This window comes from Arthrobacter sp. SW1, from assembly GCF_001766675.1.
Lineage (GTDB): Bacteria > Actinomycetota > Actinomycetes > Actinomycetales > Micrococcaceae > Arthrobacter.
Window position 1 is genome coordinate 115,617 of the sequence record NZ_MJLT01000069.1, and the last position, 15,880, is coordinate 131,496.

The window sequence follows — 15,880 nt, forward strand, 5'->3', positions numbered from 1 at the left end:
CCCGGGCAGTCAGGGCACCCGGACGGGGAGGAATTCGACCGTCCGGGTTCCTCCGCAGCCGGGAATCTCCGGCTGTTCCTTGAGGGTGAGCGGCAAGCTCTGCGTGGTCGTGTGCCCTTCGCGGTAGCTCGCGGTGACGGTGACCGTCCGCGCGGCCGGCGGCTCGGAGGCCGGCCCTGACGTGACCCGCAGCTCCTGCGGGAGCTGCCAGGCGCCGTCGTCCTTCCGGGAAAGCGGCCGCGGAGTGCAGCCGGCGTCCATGCAGGCCGCCACCGATACCGGTTCGCCGGCGAACTCCAGCGTGATCGGCAACAGCGCGGTTGTGAGCTCGGCGGTGCACGCCCGCGGCTGCGCCATAGCCAGGCCCATGACGCCCAGCAGCACCACCGCCAAGCCAACAATCGCCAGAAGTATCCCCCGGGGCTTCATGCGCGTGAGCCTACGCTGACGCCCTGGCAACGGGAACGCGCCGGCCGGTTTTGGGCCCGAACCGTTATCCCGGGTAACGCCTACCCCGCCAGGCCGATCACCAGGTTGATCGTCGCCGCGAGGATCACGGTGCCGAACAGGTAGGAAAGCAGGCTGTGCTTGAGTGCCTCGGCACGGATCCGGTGGTTTTCAAGGTTCGTGTCGGACACCTGGTAGGTCATGCCGAGGCTCGTGGCCAGGTACGCGAAATCCGTGTACTGTGGCGGGCGCTCCTGGTTGAAGCTGATGCCGCCCACCTCCCCGCCCACGTCCGTGGCGTAGTACAGCTCGGCATAGCGGAGCGTGAACAGGGTCTGGACCAGCATCCAGGACAGCGCGACACTCAGGAGGGACAGCGCTCCCGCAGCGAGCCGCCCGGCCAGCCCGCCGTCGTCGTTCTGGTGTGATCCGACGACGACGGCGGCAACCGCCACCAGGCTCGCCAGATTGGCGCCGAGGATCAGCAATTCACTCGCCCCGCGTGAGGGGTCCTCTTCCGTTGCGTGGCGCCGCGTGGCGTCAGGGTCGAGGCGCCCGATGACCAGCCATACCCACAGCACGTAGGTGGCGGACGCCACCACCCAGCCCACCACGGGCGCGGCCAGCCAGTTCCCTGCGGCGCCGGTGGCCAGCGCGGCGGCGGCTCCGGCGGCGAACATGACGGCGAGGCGGAGCTTCTTCCGGCGGGCGCGCTGGCTGCTTGGCATCTCAGATCCGGGCGTTGTTGCTGTCTTGCTCCAGCTCGGCGCGCTTCCGGTCCGCCTGCAGGATGCCGTCGCGGACGCCGGAACGGACCACGAAGTAGAGGGCGTACAGGAAGATGGCGGCGAAGACGACGGGAAGGATGATTGCGTTCAGCGTTGTGGCGTCCATACGGCCACCCTAGCGGTGTGATCGGACATTTTCCGGAGCACCATGGAGTGTCCGAATCGGCACCCGGGCCGTTCCCGTGCTACGGTCTTTCTCGCTGCTTCGGAGAAAAACGCTTCTCCGGTTCACCTGCGCGGGTGGCGGAATGGCAGACGCGCTAGCTTGAGGTGCTAGTGCCCGAATAGGGCGTGGGGGTTCAAGTCCCCCTCCGCGCACCAATTGGAAAGCCCCGGTCTTCGGACCGGGGCTTTCTTGTTCCCAGTGTCTTATCCGGCGTTCCGTGGCGCGAACATGATGACGGCGACGCCCAGCAGGCAGATGATGGCGCCTGCGATGTCCCAGCGGTCGGGCCGGAAGCCATCCACCAGCATGCCCCACGCCAACGATCCGGCGATGAAGATTCCGCCGTATGCCGCCAGGACGCGGCCGAAGTGGGCATCGGGCTGGAACGCGGCCACGAAGCCGTAGATGCCCAGCGCCGCGATCCCGAGCCCGGCCCACCACCACGGCTTGGCCTCCCGGACTGACTGCCACACCAACCAGGCGCCGCCGATCTCAGCCGCTGCGGCGAGGAGGAACAGCACGGACGACTTCAGGATGGTCATGGCCCCAGTCTTCCCGAACAGGCCCGGTTATCCACATAGGGCACATGGCCCGTTCTCCGGTGGTAACACGCCGAATAGCCTTGGACCCGGGAGATGAACTAAGATATTGAAGTCTGTGCTGCGCCCTGCCCCCGAAATTCCGGTGGCGGAGCCTTGCACGGCATCGCAAATGAACCTCCTGTTACGGAAAGACCGTAACCGCTTAGCCCAAAGGAGGTGGGTTCACATATGCGTCCTTACGAATTGATGGTAATCATCGACCCCGAGGTCGAAGAGCGTACCGTTGAGCCGTCGCTTCAGAAGTTCCTGAATGTCATCACCACCGATGGTGGAACCATCGAGAAGGTTGACATCTGGGGCCGCCGTCGCCTGGCTTACGACATCAAGAAGAAGTCCGAAGGTATCTACGCCGTGGTGAACTTCACCGCTGAGCCGGCTACCGCCAAGGAACTTGACCGCCAGCTGTCTCTCAACGAGACCATCATGCGCACCAAGATCATCCGCCCCGAAGACCAGAAGGTCGTTGCTGAGTAATTCAGCTTCCGGCTTTTCAATCTTTACCCCGTAGGAACGAACAAGGAGGCAGTAGATGGCAGGCGAAACCACTATTACGGTCATCGGTAATCTCACCAATGACCCGGAGCTGCGGTTCACCCCGTCTGGCTCGGCAGTAGCGAACTTCACCATCGCTTCTACTCCCCGGACATTCGACCGCCAGTCCAACGAGTGGAAGGACGGGGAAACCCTGTTCCTCCGCGCGTCGGTGTGGCGGGAAGCAGCCGAGAACGTGGCCGAATCCCTCACCAAGGGCATGCGCGTCATCGTTTCCGGCCGTTTGAAGAGCCGTTCCTACGAAACCAAGGAAGGCGAGAAGCGCACCGTTATCGAGCTTGAGGTCGACGAAATCGGCCCCAGCCTCCGGTACGCCAATGCCAAGGTCAACCGCACCCAGCGCTCCGGCGGTGGCGGCGGATTCGGCGGCGGCCAGGGCAACCAGGGCGGCTTCGGCGGCGGTGGCTTCGGGGGCGGCACTGGTGGAAACCAGGGCGGCAACCCCGGTGGAGGATGGGGCGGCAACCAGTCCGCGCCGCAGGATGACCCGTGGGCTACCCCCGGTGTCAGCAATGCAGGCGGCTGGGGCAACGGTCCTGACTCCGAACCTCCCTTCTAAACAAACATTCACGTCCGACGCCGGAACCCGCCTAAGTGCCGCAAGGCACCCAAGGTGGCGAACGCCGTCGGGCACCACCATCCCGTGGATCAATATCCACGGGCTCCATAGATAAGGAGCTCCACGATGGCTAAGGCTGAACTCCGTAAGCCCAAACCAAAGTCCAACCCCTTGAAGGCCGCTGACATCACTGTCATCGACTACAAGGACGTAGCACTGCTGCGCAAGTTCATCTCCGACCGCGGAAAGATCCGCGCTCGTCGCGTCACCGGCGTTTCCGTTCAGGAACAGCGCAAGATCGCCCAGGCAATCAAGAACGCCCGCGAAGTTGCACTGCTGCCTTACTCCGGCGCTGGCCGCGGCTAAGGAAGGGATTAACTACCATGGCAAAGCTCATTCTGACCCACGAAGTTACCGGTCTCGGTGCTGCTGGCGATGTTGTCGAGGTCAAGAACGGTTACGCACGTAACTACCTCCTGCCCCGCGGCTTCGCTCTGACCTGGACCCGTGGTGGCGAGAAGACGGTTGAGACCATCAAGGCCGCTCGTGCTGCCCGCGCCCACGCTTCCATCGAAGCTGCCCAGGCCCAGGCTGCTGAGCTGTCCTCCAAGAAGGTCCAGCTCGTTGTGAAGGCCGGCGAGTCCGGTCGTCTCTTCGGTACCGTCAAGCCGGCCGACGTCGCCGCCGCTGTTGAGGCTGCCGGCCTCGGCACCATCGACAAGCGCAACGTTGAACTGCCGAACCACATCAAGTCTGTTGGTTCGTACCAGGCCAACGTCCGCCTGCACGAGGACGTTTCCGCTGTCATCGACCTGGTGGTCGTTGCTGCGAAGTAGTCTTTGACTGCGCTGAAGGCCCCTGCTTCCGGTTCGCCGGGGGCGGGGGCCTTTCGCTTTAACCCCAACGCGGGGTCACTTACGGCCCATCTTTGGCGGCAACATGGGCCGTAAGTGACCCCGCGTTGCGGAAGTTTCAGGGCCGGTGCAGTTCGTCCATCGCGTACCGGTAGCCAACGCGCACGAGTTCCTTGAGGACGCCCAGGTCCACATCGGCCAGCTTGTTGATGTACAGGCAGCTCACCCCGGTTTTATGTTTGCCGAGCCGCGCCAGGAGTTCGCCGGTCTGAGCGCCGTATCCCAGCACGTAGAGCGCCAGGTTCGCCTTGCGCGGCGAGAACCCGACGGCGGCCGAGTCTCCTTCGCGGCCGCTTTCGTAGCGGTAGTGGTACTGCCCGAAGCCAACGATGCTCGGTCCCCACATCACCGGCTCCTGCCCCGTGACCTTCCGCATCAACTCAAGCAGAGCGAAGCCGTCGGCCCGGCGGACGGGGTTTTCCACGGCGGACAGGAATTCCTCCACCGGAACGGCCGTGGGCTGCGTCTTGTTCTCTGCCATGCCCGTAGTCTCGCAGACCGCGGACTGCCGGGCCAGCGCCGGTGATAGCCTGCACCGGTGACTCCTGACTCCCCGCGCCCGCGCCGTTTTGCCCAGCTCGATGTCTTCTCCGCGGTGCCATTCCGCGGCAACCCGCTCGCCGTCGTCGTCGACGCCGAAGGCCTGGACGGCACGCGGATGCAGCAGTTCGCCAACTGGACCAATCTGTCCGAGACCACCTTCCTGCTGCCGCCCGAAGACCCCTCCGCGGATTACCGGGTGCGGATCTTCACCGCCTCCGAGGAGCTGCCGTTCGCGGGGCACCCGACCCTCGGCTCGGGCCGGGCCTGGCTGCAGTCCGGTGGCGTGCCGAAAAAGGACGGCGTGCTGGTCCAGGAGTGCGGTGCCGGGCTGGTGGAGGTGAAGTCCGACGGCGGCCGGCTGGCTTTCGCGGCGCCGCCCCTCACCCGTTCGGGGCCGGTGGACGCGGCGACGCGCGCCCGGCTCGCTGCGGGACTGCGGCTGCCGGGGGCGGCCCTGCTGGACGTGTCCTGGCTGGTGAACGGCCCGCGCTGGATCGGCGTGCTCCTGGAATCCGCCGAGCAGGTACTGGCGCTGTCGCCGGACCTGGCGCAGCTCGGCGAGCTCGAGGTCGGCGTCATCGGCCCGCACCGGCCGGGCACCGGCGTCGACTTCGAAGTGCGCACCTTCATTGCCGGGGACGCCGTGGTGGAAGACCCGGTGACCGGCAGCTTCAACGCCGGCGCCGCGCAATGGCTGATCGGCAGCGGCCGCGCGCCGGAGCGGTACCTGGCCGCGCAGGGAACGGTGCTCGGTAGGGCCGGCCGCGTCCATGTGGAAAAGGTGGATGGCCGGATCTGGGTCGGTGGCGACGTCACACCGTGCATCGAAGGAACCGTACTCATCTGAGCGCGAACGTACACTTGGGGCCTTAGATCCGCGAAAACAGGGCCTCAACTGTACGTTCGCGCAAGCAGCGAGTGCCGCGGGAATACTTCCGGAGACGCCGTCGTTTGGTGGTATAGATGCAAATGCATGTAGTCTGTAACAGAACCATCGAGCACCAGGAGAACGCCATGGAGACCCGCCGCATCACCGTCCTTTCCGCCGGACTCGGCGTCCCGTCGTCGAGCCGCCTCCTCGCCGACCAGCTCGCCGCCTCGGCGAAGCGCCAGCTCGGCGAGGCAGGCTACGACGCGCAGGTGGAAGTCATCGAACTGCGCGAGCTCGCCGTGGACATCGCCAACAACTTCGTCACCGGCTACGCAGGCCCGCGGCTCGCGGAGGTGATCGCCGGCGTCGAGCAGTCCGACGGCATCATCGCCGTCAGCCCCGTCTTCAGCGCCTCCTACAGCGGCCTCTTCAAGTCGTTCATCGACGTCCTGGATCCCAAGTCCCTCGACGGCAAGGCCGTGCTGATGGGCGCCACCGGCGGCACGGACCGCCACCAGATGGTGCTGGACTACGCCATGCGACCCCTCTTCAGCTACCTGCGCACCCGCATGACGCAGACTTCCGTTTTCGCCGGTCCGCAGGACTGGGGGAACGACGACGGCGGCTCGCCGCTGTCTGCCCGCGTGGACCGCGCTGCCGGGGAACTGGTGCAGTTGCTGAGCGGCGCGCAGCCGCGCCGGAAGGCCGATCCGATGGAATCCCTGCCGTTCGAGCAGCTTCTCGCCGGAATTACGGCCGGCCGCTAAACCGGCCGCTAAGCGGCCCGCTGGCCGACCCGCAAAGCTGCCCGCCGAACTTTTTCGGACCGCGGATCGTTGAGCCGGTCATGAAGTGTCCTGTGGATTCAAATGACCTGGTGATGAGCGACCGGAATGGCGTGGAGATCGACTACTGCCCGCAGTGCCGTGGCGTCTGGCTGGACCGCGGCGAGCTCGACAAGATCATCGACCGCGCCGCCACCCAGTACGGCGGGCAGGCCGCGCCGCCTGCACCCCAGGCTCCGCCCGCGCAGACCCCGCCGCCGCTCTACAACCGTGACTACCTCGAGCGCCCCCGCTACGACGATCGGGGCGACCGCAGCTACAACAAGGGCTACGACCGCAACTACGATCCCCGGCGCAAGAAGAAGGAAAGCTGGCTCGGGGACCTCTTCGACTTCTAAAACCAACGCGGGGTCACTTACGGCCCATGTTCACCCGGAACATGGGCCGTAAGTGACCCCGCGTTGCCGGTTTTGGCTCAGTCCTCCAGGAGTGCGATGAACTCGCGGGCCTGGTCGAGGGAAATGTCCGAATGGCGCACCAGGGCGAGGGCGGCGGCTTCGGTTTCGCCGCTCTTGGCCAGTGTGCGGATGCGCCCGTAAATGTCGTCGTTGAGCATGTTGCTGCTCACTTCGCGGATCACGTCGCCCTTGCTGGCGATGGCCCGGTAGCGGTACGGGAACCGTTCGGGCTCCTCCTCCTCCGGGAGCAGGTCCGCGGGGGCGGGCTCCGGCTGCCGGAACGGCTGCGGATGTGCTGCCAAGGCAGCGACCGCGTCCCGCGAGGCCCGCAGCCCTTCGCCGGTGCTGCTGAGGTACAGCTTGATGGCAGCCATCGCCTGGCCCTGGGCGATCAGCGAGTACAGGCGGCGGTGCTGATCCTCGCTCAGCTTGGCCGCTGATTCACGGGCCAACTCCACGGCGTCCACGGGCGCGGCAGCGGCGTCGTGCTGTGCCCGGCGTTCTGCGGTGCGGCGGCTCAGGCTGCGGTTGAGCAGCAGGACGGCTACGACCACGGCAACCAGGATGAGGGCCGGGACGATCAGGGATTCCATGTATCAGAGCCGATCTATGTAGTTCTTGGCGGAGAGCAGGTCCGCGCGGGTGTAGTCCCGTAGAAGTTTAATGGCCTGGAGCTTCTGCCCGTTCCTGGCCATGGATTGCAGCTGCCGCGCGAAGTCCGGGTTGAGTTGTCCGTTCGGCAGCACTGCCGGGGGAAGCTGCCGCCCGCCGGGTGCGGAAGCACCCGCGGAAGGCGCGCCGCCAGCAGGAGAGCCCGACGCCGGCACGGCTGCGGGTGCCGGCCGCTGCGGTTGCTGCGTTTGGCTCGGTGCGTGGTTCGCTGCTGTGGTGCGGGCCCGGGCCGCCAGCGCCGCCTGGACCTGCCGGGCCTGGTGGGCGGCCGAACGCTGTGCGAGTTCCCGCTGGTACCGTTCCGCTTCCGAGATGCCGAAGTCCCTGGGCTTGAGGGCCTGGCTGAGGGCCCACACCACCAGGCCGAGGATGGCCACCGGGGCCACAAGAATCAGTACGTCCCCCAAGGCGAAGTCCATGACATGAGCTTATGCCAGACGCGCTTTATCCACAGCACATTCCCCAGCGGGCATGTGTTTTGAGAGATTGCTGTCGTATTTCCCGGGCATTTGTGGGTCACATCACAATCGGAGTATGTTTTTCGCCGTTGAGGTGCTCTTTCGGCTGCCGTCCATGCACGCTCCGGCATCCAAGCTGTGGATGATGGGGGCGGGAAAATACTTTTGTTCCACACTCTGTTCGCAGTGTTTTCCCAGTTCAGGGGCCGGTTTGTGGAGAAACTATTTCTGTTTCCACAGGGCAATGCACAGGCTGTGCACATGCAGTGCGTACTTATCCACGGGTTATCCACAGGCTGGGTGGAAACCCGGCTTGGCTCCCCGGAAAAGCGGGGATACCGTGGCTAGGTGCCCCATTTCGGGCACGCGGATGGCCCTGTTCCAGCCTCCGCAGGATCTCCATGCCACGCCCTTTGCGGCCCCTGTGGATTTCTCTGTGGATAACGCGTGGACAGCTGGGGATATCCGGATCTGCCGGTACCGGACGGCGCCGGCGAATTATTGTCGGTGCCCTCCGCAAGGATGCAGGCAACGGCAGATTCCAGGCAGGCCGCCCCGGCTCCGGGGTGGATCCGGCCTGCCTGAAGCACCCGGCTGCTGCAGTACACATGGAGGACGGCTTTGTCAGTTACGCATCTGGATTCGATTGAGGGCGGTCGCTCTTCAGAGCTGAGCCGTACGCCTCCGCAGGACATCGCGGCGGAACAGTCGGTCCTCGGCGGCATGATGCTGTCCAAGGACGCCATCGCGGACGTCGTCGAAATCGTCCGGGGCCATGACTTCTACCGCCCTGCGCACGAGACCATTTACGAAGCGATCATCGATCTCTACGGCCGCGGCGAGCCCGCGGACGCCGTCACGGTGTCGGACGAACTGACCAAGCGCGGGGAGATCAACAAGATCGGCGGCCCCGCGTACCTGCACGAGCTCATCCAGACCGTTCCCACGGCAGCCAACGCAGGCTACTACGCGGAGATCGTCGCGGAGCGCGCCGTGCTCCGTCGCCTCGTGAATGCGGGCACCAAGATCGTCCAGATGGGCTACGGCCAGGACGGTGAAGTGGAGGACCTGGTCAACCAGGCCCAGGCCGAGGTGTACGCCGTGGCCGAACGCCGCACTGCCGAGGACTATGTCGCCCTGAAGGACGTCATGGAGTCCACGGTGGATGAGATCGAAGCCTCGGGCCACCGCGGCGAAGGCATGACCGGCGTCCCCACCGGCTTCTACGAGCTGGACGAGCTCACCCATGGCCTCCACCCGGGGCAGATGATCGTCATCGCGGCCCGTCCCGCCGTCGGTAAGTCCACCTTCGCGCTGGACTTCGCACGCTCGGCAGCCATCAAGAACAACCTCGCCACCGTCATGTTCTCCCTCGAAATGGGCCGGAACGAGATCGCGATGCGTCTGCTGTCCGCCGAGGCCACCATCAGCCTCCAGGATCTCCGCAAGGGCACCATCAAGGACGAACAGTGGTCCAAGATCGCCACCACCATGGGCCGCATGAATGACGCCCCGCTGTTCATTGACGACAGCCCCAACATGTCGCTCATGGAAATCCGCGCCAAGTGCCGCCGCCTCAAGCAGCAGCATGACCTCAAGCTGGTGGTCCTGGACTATCTGCAGCTGATGAGCTCCGGCAAGCGCGTGGAATCCCGCCAGCAGGAAGTCTCCGAGTTCTCGCGTGCCTTGAAGCTGCTGGCCAAGGAACTCCAGGTACCGGTCATCGCGCTGTCCCAGCTGAACCGTGGTTCCGAACAGCGCCAGGACAAGCGCCCCATGGTCTCGGACCTGCGTGAATCCGGCTCCATCGAACAGGACGCGGACATGGTCATCCTGCTGCACCGTGAAGATGTCTACGACAAAGAATCACCGCGCGCCGGCGAGGCCGACATCCTGGTGGCCAAGCACCGTAACGGCCCCACCAAGGACATCGTGGTCGCCTTCCAGGGCCACTACTCCCGCTTTGCCAACATGGCGGGCGAAACGGGCGGCGGCGGCTTCTAGGAGCGGCGGCTTCTAGGAGCGCGGGGCGCGCGCCCGGATCTCCAGCAGCTCGCGGGCGTGGGCGTGCAGCCGCTTATCCTCCTCGCTGACCGGAACCCACTGCGGCACGGGCACGGAGGTCCCGGTTTCGTCGCGCGCCACCATGACGGTGAGGCAGTACGTCGTGAGGTTCATTTCGCGGCTCTTCGGGCTGCCGGAACGCACGTGGACCGCGATGTGCATGCCCTTGTTGCCGGTGTAGACCAGGCGGGCCTCCACTTCCACGACGTCGCCGATCAGCAGTGGCCGGTAGAAGCGCACGCCGCCGGAAAACACGGCCACGGTGTCGCGGCCGCAGTACCGGGAGGCGCAGACGTAGGCGGCCTCGTCGATCCATTTCATGACGATGCCGCCGTGCACCTTGCCGCCCCAGTTCACGTCGGTGGGGGATGCCATGAACCGCAGCACCACGCGCTCGGCGGTCCCGGCGTCGGTGTATTCCTGGGCGTTCATGGCTTCGACGATCTGCTCGCGCACGGCGATCCGCGCCAGGGCGCTGTCCCGCTGCTCGATCTCGGCCGGCGTCGACGGCGTGAACTGCGGCACCGGGACGGGCTTGCCGTCCGGGCCCACGGCCACGAAGATCACCAGGCACTGGCTGCGCATGGTGGCCGGCCCGCCCTTGGGGTCGGCCGCGGAGGTGACGGTGCGGATGTGCATCGAGGAACGGCCGGTGTAGACGATGGTGGCTTCGACTTCCACCATGTCGCCGCTGTTCACCGGATCGCTGAAGTGGATGTTGCCCACGTAGGCCGTGACGCAATATGACTTCGCCCAGCCGACGGCTGCCGCGTACGCCGCCTTGTCCACCCACTCCAGCACGGTGCCGGCGTCCACGGAGCCGCTGTGGCCGACGTCGGTGGGGGCGGCCAGGAAGCGGAGGGTGACTGAGTGCGGTGCGGGCTCGCTCATGAGGCGAGTTTAGCGACGGGCCCGACGCCGGTGCCTTGTGTGACGGGGCACGTCACCGCGGGTGCCGCGGGCCGCCGTCGGGCATTCTTTTAGAGGACCGTGCAACTTAAAAGCAGGAAAGCGCACCCGCGACGGCGGGTGCGCTTTCCTGCTGGGTAAGGCGTGCTTAGGCGAGCACGGCGAGCTTGGAGCCCTTGCGGCCGAAGACCGCGGCGTCCGCGGAGAAGCGTCCGGCGCCGGCGAGGGCCAGGGCGAGGGCGCCGCCGCCGAGCAGGAGCACCAGCTCGTAGCCGCCCTTGGCGACAAAGACGCCGGCCGGTGCGTGCACCAGCACCAGGGCGCCGAGCATGTCGATGGCGAGGAGTGCTGCGGCGATGCGGGTCAGGAAGCCGGCGATCAGGGCGATGCCGCCGGCAAGTTCGAGGACGGCCACAATGGGGGCCACTACTGATGCGCCGGGGACGCCCATCTGGGTGAAGGCGGCCTGGGTTCCGGCGATGGTGAATTCGTTGAATTTCTGCCAGCCATGGGCGGCGAAGATGAAGCCGACGATGACGCGCAGGACGGTAAGGGCTGTGGTGGTCAGGGTTGACTTGTTCATGGGTCCAGCGTTCCGAACAATACTTGAAGTGTCAAGTAAATGTGACGAGGACCAAGTACGACCCGGGGCTGTCGGTGCCGGCGGCTATGGTGGAAAAGTGCCCCAGACCGTAGCCCGCCCCGCCCCGTCCCACGCCCGCGAGATCCTCCGCCTTGCCGTCCCGGCCTTCGGCGCCCTGATCGCGGAACCCCTGTTCCTCCTGGCGGATTCGGCCATCGTAGGCCACCTCGGCGTCAACCAGCTGGCCGGCGTCGGGCTGGCATCCACGCTGCTGCACACCGCCGTCGGTCTGATGGTCTTCCTGGCGTACTCCACCACGCCCGCGGTGGCCCGCGCCATCGGTGACGGGAAGCTGTCCAAGGCGCTCGCCGCAGGGCGCGACGGCGTCTGGCTGGCACTGCTGCTCGGCATCGCTTTGGCGGTGGCCGGCTTCTTCGCCGCCGAACCGCTGGTGGACCTGTTCGGCGCCGGGGGAGAGGTGCGCGGCTTCGCCGTCGACTACCTCCGCTGGTCCATGCCCGGGCTGATCGCCATGCTGCTGGTCTTCGCGGGCACTGGCGTGCTCCGCGGCCTGCAAGATACCCGCACCCCGCTCGTGGTGGCCACGGCCGGTTTCGCCGTGAACATCGCTCTTAACTGGATCCTGGTCTACGGGCTGAACCTCTCGGTGGCCGGCTCGGCGCTCGGCACCAGCATCGCGCAATGGGCCATGGCGGGCGTGTACCTGGTGATGGTCGGCCGGAACGCGCGCCGCCACGGAGTCTCCCTGCTGCCGGACTGGCATGGCATCCGCGCCATGACCACCGTGGGCTCCTGGCTCATGCTGCGCACCTTGAGCCTGCGCCTGGCCATCCTCGCCACCGTGCTCGTGGCCACCGCCCAGGGTGCGGTCAACCTCGCCGCCCACCAGCTCACCATGACCATCTTCTCCTTCCTGGCCTTCGCCCTGGACGCCTTGGCGATCGCCGCCCAGGCCCTCATCGGCAAGGAACTCGGCGCCTCCCGGCCTGCCGAAGCCCGCGAACTCACCCGCATCATGATCCGCTGGGGCCTCGGCTTCGGCGTGATCACCGGGGTCCTGCTGGCCGTCGCCGCGCCTTGGGCCGGCCTGCTCTTCACCTCCGACGCCGCCGTGCAGTCCGCCCTCACCGGCGCCCTCTGGGTCCTGGCCGCCGGGCAGCCGCTGGCCGGCTTCGTGTTCGTGCTCGACGGCGTGCTGATCGGCGCGGGCGACGCCCGCTACCTGGCGATTGCCGGCGTCGTGAACCTCGCCTTCTATCTGCCGCTGCTTGCGGCGGTCCATTTTGTCCGACCCGAAGGCGCTGCCGGGCTCGTCTGGCTGTGGGCCGCTTTCGGCCTGGGCTACATGCTGGCGCGCGGCGTGACCCTGGGCCTGCGCTCGCGCAGCGACAAGTGGATGGTGCTGGGCTCCTGATGCTGCGGGGCTCCTGATGCTTCGGCGTCGGAGGAACCGCACGGATCGCTAAACTGGACGGGTGACTTCCCCCTCCTCTTCGGCTTCCGTCCCTTCCTGGCTGTCCGGCGACGGTACTGCCGCGCCTTGGAAGGCGGTGCTGATGCGCGCCGTGATCGCCTTGGCGTTCGGCGCGGTGACTATTTTCTGGGGGGCGCCGTCCGTGCAGGTGCTGGCCTGGGCGCTCGGGCTCTACCTGATCGCCCTGGCGTTTGCCGTGCTGCGCGCCGGGCACGTTCCGCTGCCGCTTGCCGCGGTGACCGGCGTCGGCGGCGCGGGTGCCCTGTTGACCCAGTCCGACGCCGGCGCGGCACTTTCCGCTGCCGCCGCCCTGCTGGCGCTGGGCATCTGGGAAACAGTGCAGGGACTGCGGCGGCGCGGACGCGAGGTGCTGGCGCGCGACTGGCTGATTTCCGGCGTCGTGGGCATCGGCACGGCGGCGCTGCTGCCCTTCTTCATCAGCCTCGGGGCGCACGCCCTGCTGGGTGTGGCCGGTGGCGGCGCCATCATTTCCGGCGTGCTGTGGATGCTCTCCGGGCTCACCCTGCGGCATGACTCCCGCGGCCGCGGGAACAGTGGGCACGGCCTGCCCGCCGAGGACGTAAACTAGTTACCGTACCTTCTACTTTCTGTAGAACTCTTGAGGCGCGTGACGACGCGCCGCCCCACCATTGGAGGAAGACCTTGGCAGACCAGAAACCAGGAGAGCCGCGCAAGATGCGGACCTCGGTGAAGGGGCCGCTGATGTTCTCCGCGTTCTGGGGCGTGCTGATCTTCTTCTGCGTGCTCATCTTCGCCTCGGGCGGCAGCGGCCACGCGCCCCGTTTTGACCTGGCCTTCACCGGCGGCGGCATCGCGTTCATCGTCAGCCTGGTCATGGCCGCGATGCTCTCCATGAGCTACAAGGAAAACGCCGAACACCTGGGCAAGGGATCGGGCGTCAACCTGAGCTCCCGCAAGCCTGGCAGCCACGGCGGCCCCGCCGCAGGCCCTGCCGCTCCGGAAAAGCCGGAACAGGACTCCTAGGGTCCGCTGGCGCCGCCCTACGCGGTGGCGCTCTTTTACGCGCTGGCGCGGCGCGCCCGGTACGCAGCCACATGCGCGCGGTTGGCGCAGTTCCCCGTGTCGCAGTAGAGCTTCGAACGGTTTCGGCTGAGGTCCAGCACCACGGCATCGCAATCATCCGCCGCGCACACGCGCATGCGTTCGGTTTCCTTGCTGCGGATCACGTCCACCAGCGCCATGGCGGCCTCGGCGCCCATGCGGTCCACGAGCGGGGCGTCCGGGCGGGTGGCATGCAGGTGCCAGTCCCAGTGGTCGTGCTTCACCAGCTGGGGGAGTGCCTTGGCCTTGATCAGCAGCTGGTTGACGGCCTCCACCGCGGCGTCTTCATCCGCCGTCCATAGCGCGGCCAGTTCCTTGCGGAGGCGCTTGACGCTCTCCAGTTCCCGCTCCGTTCCCGCCCGCACGCCGGTGAATTCTTCGGCGTCGAGGAAGGCGTCAAGGTCCGCCGGGCTGCCGAGCTCGTCACCGCCGTTTGCCGCGGTGTTGATCAGATTGACGACGGCACGCAGGGCCACCTCAGTGTCAGGTGCAAAAAGCACTTTGACTCCTTACTTGGCTCGGGAGTATTGTCAGGAGTGTAACCCATTTTACTCCTGACAGGAGGCCTGCTGTGTCAGCTGCCAAGAGCCGGGGCATGGCAGGCTTCATGGCCTCCGGCCTGGGCGTCGCCCTCTTCTCCTCCGCGGTCTTCGGCCTGTCCGGCTCCTTCGCGAAATCCCTCCTGGAGACGGGCTGGACGCCGGGCTCCGCCGTCGCGGTCCGGCTCAGCGGCGCCGCGCTGGTCCTGGCGGTTCCCGCCGTCGTCGCCCTCCGCGGGCGCTGGCACCAGCTCAAGGAAAACTGGCTCACCATCCTGCTGTTCGGCCTGATCGGCGTGGCGGGCTGCCAGCTGTTCTACTTCAACGCGGTGGAGCGGCTCTCCGTGGGCGTGGCCCTGCTGCTCGAATACCTCGCGCCCACCATGATCGTGCTCTGGCTGTGGGTGGCCACCCGCCGCCGCCCCCGTGCGCTGACCTCGATCGGCACCCTGCTGTCCCTGGGCGGCCTGGTCCTGGTGCTCGACCTCACAGGCGCCGTCAAGGTGGACTTCATCGGCGTGCTGTGGGGCATGGCCGCGGCGGTCTGCCTGGTGATCTACTTCTTCATCACGGCCAAGCAGAACGACAGCCTCCCGCCCATCGTCCTCGCCGGCGGTGGCCTGCTGGCCGGCGCGATCGTGATGTGGGCGGTGGGCGCAATCGGCGTGCTGCCCATGGCCTTCAGCACCGCGGACACGCACCTGGGCCCGTGGAACGCCCCGTGGTGGGTGGCCGTGGCTGGACTGGTGATCCTGGCGACCGTGCTGGCCTACGTCACCGGCATCATGGCCGCCCGCAGCCTGGGGTCCAAAGTGGCGTCCTTCGTTTCGCTCACCGAGGTGCTCTTCGCCGTCATCTGGGCGTGGCTGCTGCTGTCCGAACTGCCAAGCACCATCCAGCTCCTGGGCGGCGCCCTCATCATCCTCGGCGTGGTGCTGGTGCGAGTGGACGAGCTCCGCGCGGAGCGGCTTCCGGTGCCCGGCCAGGCCGAGCCGTGTGCCGAGCTTGACCACGCGAACGACGTCGAACCCGTGCCTTCGGCGCGGACCGCACCTTCGGAGCGCTGACGGCGCGGCGGCGGCCGGCTTGCCCTGCCGCCGCGGATCCGGAAATACCGGCTTAAACGTTGATGACCCCCTCATATTGAACTGCTCCCCGGAAGTTGGACTGAGAAATTCAGTTCCGACTCCCGGGGAGCAGTTTTATGCACGTACGTAGTTCATTGGCCGCAGCACAGCGTGAGGCGGCTGTAGCGTTGTTTGATGAGGGCATCGGGTACAAAGCGGCGGCCAGGTTACTGGGTGTCTCCAGTACGCCGGTCAAGTCGCTGTATCGGCGGTGGAGGATTCATGGGCAAGGGGTGTTGGTGACCAAGCCGACGAAACACTCGTA

At 66.6% G+C, this 15,880-nt stretch carries 23 protein-coding genes and 1 tRNA gene; 14 read left to right on the top strand and 10 right to left on the bottom strand.

What is annotated here, in order from left to right; all coding sequences use genetic code 11:
• Positions 1-9: 9 nt before the first annotated feature.
• The 3 genes from BIU82_RS19085 to BIU82_RS20005 all read right to left on the bottom strand — a co-directional run bounded on the left by BIU82_RS19085 (position 10) and on the right by BIU82_RS20005 (position 1,341).
• Positions 10-429 carry a hypothetical protein gene (locus BIU82_RS19085; protein WP_139146695.1) on the bottom strand — a complete coding sequence of 140 codons (420 nt, stop codon included), beginning with the start codon at positions 427-429 and terminating at the stop codon, positions 10-12.
• A gap of 80 nt (positions 430-509) precedes the next feature.
• Positions 510-1,175: a DUF1345 domain-containing protein gene (locus tag BIU82_RS19090; RefSeq protein WP_070351043.1), complete on the bottom strand. Its 666-nt coding sequence runs from the start codon at positions 1,173-1,175 to the stop codon at positions 510-512.
• Between the two features lies 1 nt (position 1,176).
• A complete protein-coding gene (locus BIU82_RS20005) occupies positions 1,177-1,341 on the bottom strand; it encodes a hypothetical protein (protein ID WP_171906593.1) in 165 nt (54 codons plus the stop codon).
• 128 nt (positions 1,342-1,469) lie between these two features.
• On the opposite strand from BIU82_RS20005, the gene BIU82_RS19095 reads away from it, so the two are divergent.
• A tRNA-Leu gene (locus BIU82_RS19095) sits at positions 1,470-1,556 on the top strand.
• A gap of 48 nt (positions 1,557-1,604) precedes the next feature.
• Here BIU82_RS19095 and BIU82_RS19100 read toward each other — a convergent pair.
• Positions 1,605-1,943 (bottom strand): YnfA family protein, encoded by a 339-nt coding sequence (locus BIU82_RS19100; protein WP_070351044.1) that lies wholly within the window; start codon positions 1,941-1,943, stop codon positions 1,605-1,607.
• A 228-nt stretch (positions 1,944-2,171) separates the two neighbouring features.
• On the opposite strand from BIU82_RS19100, the gene rpsF reads away from it, so the two are divergent.
• From rpsF to rplI, 4 genes are all read left to right on the top strand, one after another.
• Positions 2,172-2,477: a 30S ribosomal protein S6 gene (gene rpsF / locus BIU82_RS19105; protein ID WP_021473324.1), complete on the top strand. Its 306-nt coding sequence runs from the start codon at positions 2,172-2,174 to the stop codon at positions 2,475-2,477.
• A gap of 55 nt (positions 2,478-2,532) precedes the next feature.
• Positions 2,533-3,114: a single-stranded DNA-binding protein gene (locus BIU82_RS19110; RefSeq protein ID WP_070351045.1), complete on the top strand. Its 582-nt coding sequence runs from the start codon at positions 2,533-2,535 to the stop codon at positions 3,112-3,114.
• Between the two features lie 126 nt (positions 3,115-3,240).
• On the top strand, positions 3,241-3,480 hold the full coding sequence (gene rpsR / locus BIU82_RS19115) for a 30S ribosomal protein S18 (protein ID WP_007269381.1): 240 nt from the start codon (positions 3,241-3,243) through the stop codon (positions 3,478-3,480).
• A gap of 17 nt (positions 3,481-3,497) precedes the next feature.
• Positions 3,498-3,950: a 50S ribosomal protein L9 gene (gene rplI, locus BIU82_RS19120; protein ID WP_070351046.1), complete on the top strand. Its 453-nt coding sequence runs from the start codon at positions 3,498-3,500 to the stop codon at positions 3,948-3,950.
• 136 nt (positions 3,951-4,086) lie between these two features.
• Here the strand turns inward: rplI and BIU82_RS19125 are convergent, their stop codons facing one another.
• Entirely contained in the window at positions 4,087-4,509 is a 423-nt protein-coding gene (locus BIU82_RS19125) for a DUF1801 domain-containing protein (protein WP_070351047.1), read from the bottom strand.
• A 57-nt stretch (positions 4,510-4,566) separates the two neighbouring features.
• Between BIU82_RS19125 and BIU82_RS19130 the strand changes: the two genes are divergently transcribed.
• The 3 genes from BIU82_RS19130 (at position 4,567) to BIU82_RS19140 (ending at position 6,625) form a co-directional block, all read left to right on the top strand.
• Positions 4,567-5,418, top strand: a complete 852-nt coding sequence (locus BIU82_RS19130; RefSeq protein WP_070351048.1) for a PhzF family phenazine biosynthesis protein — start codon at positions 4,567-4,569, stop codon at positions 5,416-5,418.
• Between the two features lie 167 nt (positions 5,419-5,585).
• Positions 5,586-6,209, top strand: a complete 624-nt coding sequence (locus BIU82_RS19135; protein ID WP_070351049.1) for an FMN reductase — start codon at positions 5,586-5,588, stop codon at positions 6,207-6,209.
• An 80-nt stretch (positions 6,210-6,289) separates the two neighbouring features.
• A complete protein-coding gene (locus BIU82_RS19140) occupies positions 6,290-6,625 on the top strand; it encodes a zf-TFIIB domain-containing protein (RefSeq protein ID WP_070351050.1) in 336 nt (111 codons plus the stop codon).
• A gap of 77 nt (positions 6,626-6,702) precedes the next feature.
• On the opposite strand, the gene BIU82_RS19145 is transcribed toward BIU82_RS19140, so the two are convergent.
• Together BIU82_RS19145 and BIU82_RS19150 are read right to left on the bottom strand one after the other, a co-directional pair.
• The gene (locus BIU82_RS19145; RefSeq protein ID WP_070351051.1) at positions 6,703-7,278 is read right to left on the bottom strand and encodes a hypothetical protein; all 576 of its coding nucleotides are present in this window, start codon (positions 7,276-7,278) and stop codon (positions 6,703-6,705) included.
• A 3-nt stretch (positions 7,279-7,281) separates the two neighbouring features.
• Positions 7,282-7,776 carry a hypothetical protein gene (locus BIU82_RS19150; RefSeq protein WP_070351052.1) on the bottom strand — a complete coding sequence of 165 codons (495 nt, stop codon included), beginning with the start codon at positions 7,774-7,776 and terminating at the stop codon, positions 7,282-7,284.
• A 660-nt stretch (positions 7,777-8,436) separates the two neighbouring features.
• Between BIU82_RS19150 and dnaB the strand changes: the two genes are divergently transcribed.
• Positions 8,437-9,819, top strand: a complete 1,383-nt coding sequence (gene dnaB, locus BIU82_RS19155) for a replicative DNA helicase (protein WP_070351053.1) — start codon at positions 8,437-8,439, stop codon at positions 9,817-9,819.
• Between the two features lie 12 nt (positions 9,820-9,831).
• Here dnaB and BIU82_RS19160 read toward each other — a convergent pair whose 3' ends face one another.
• Together BIU82_RS19160 and BIU82_RS19165 are read right to left on the bottom strand one after the other, a co-directional pair.
• The gene (locus BIU82_RS19160) at positions 9,832-10,770 is read right to left on the bottom strand and encodes an acyl-CoA thioesterase (protein ID WP_070351054.1); all 939 of its coding nucleotides are present in this window, start codon (positions 10,768-10,770) and stop codon (positions 9,832-9,834) included.
• A 166-nt stretch (positions 10,771-10,936) separates the two neighbouring features.
• Positions 10,937-11,371 carry a DoxX family protein gene (locus tag BIU82_RS19165; RefSeq protein WP_070351055.1) on the bottom strand — a complete coding sequence of 145 codons (435 nt, stop codon included), beginning with the start codon at positions 11,369-11,371 and terminating at the stop codon, positions 10,937-10,939.
• 97 nt (positions 11,372-11,468) lie between these two features.
• On the opposite strand from BIU82_RS19165, the gene BIU82_RS19170 reads away from it, so the two are divergent.
• The 3 genes from BIU82_RS19170 (at position 11,469) to BIU82_RS19180 (ending at position 13,871) form a co-directional block, all read left to right on the top strand.
• Positions 11,469-12,806 carry an MATE family efflux transporter gene (locus BIU82_RS19170; RefSeq protein WP_070351056.1) on the top strand — a complete coding sequence of 446 codons (1,338 nt, stop codon included), beginning with the start codon at positions 11,469-11,471 and terminating at the stop codon, positions 12,804-12,806.
• Between the two features lie 142 nt (positions 12,807-12,948).
• Positions 12,949-13,455 carry a hypothetical protein gene (locus tag BIU82_RS19175; protein WP_253182856.1) on the top strand — a complete coding sequence of 169 codons (507 nt, stop codon included), beginning with the start codon at positions 12,949-12,951 and terminating at the stop codon, positions 13,453-13,455.
• Positions 13,456-13,529: 74 nt separating this feature from the next.
• Complete coding sequence (locus BIU82_RS19180) at positions 13,530-13,871, top strand: hypothetical protein (protein WP_070351058.1); 342 nt, start codon at positions 13,530-13,532, stop codon at positions 13,869-13,871.
• Positions 13,872-13,906: 35 nt separating this feature from the next.
• Here BIU82_RS19180 and BIU82_RS19185 read toward each other — a convergent pair whose 3' ends face one another.
• On the bottom strand, positions 13,907-14,449 hold the full coding sequence (locus BIU82_RS19185) for a CGNR zinc finger domain-containing protein (RefSeq protein WP_070351059.1): 543 nt from the start codon (positions 14,447-14,449) through the stop codon (positions 13,907-13,909).
• A gap of 71 nt (positions 14,450-14,520) precedes the next feature.
• On the opposite strand from BIU82_RS19185, the gene BIU82_RS19190 reads away from it, so the two are divergent.
• Together BIU82_RS19190 and BIU82_RS19780 are read left to right on the top strand one after the other, a co-directional pair.
• Positions 14,521-15,555, top strand: coding sequence for an EamA family transporter (locus BIU82_RS19190; RefSeq protein ID WP_070351060.1), 1,035 nt, complete (start codon positions 14,521-14,523; stop codon positions 15,553-15,555).
• Positions 15,556-15,692: 137 nt separating this feature from the next.
• Positions 15,693-15,880: helix-turn-helix domain-containing protein (locus tag BIU82_RS19780; RefSeq protein WP_139146518.1), on the top strand; the 188-nt coding region annotated here is incomplete at its 3' end.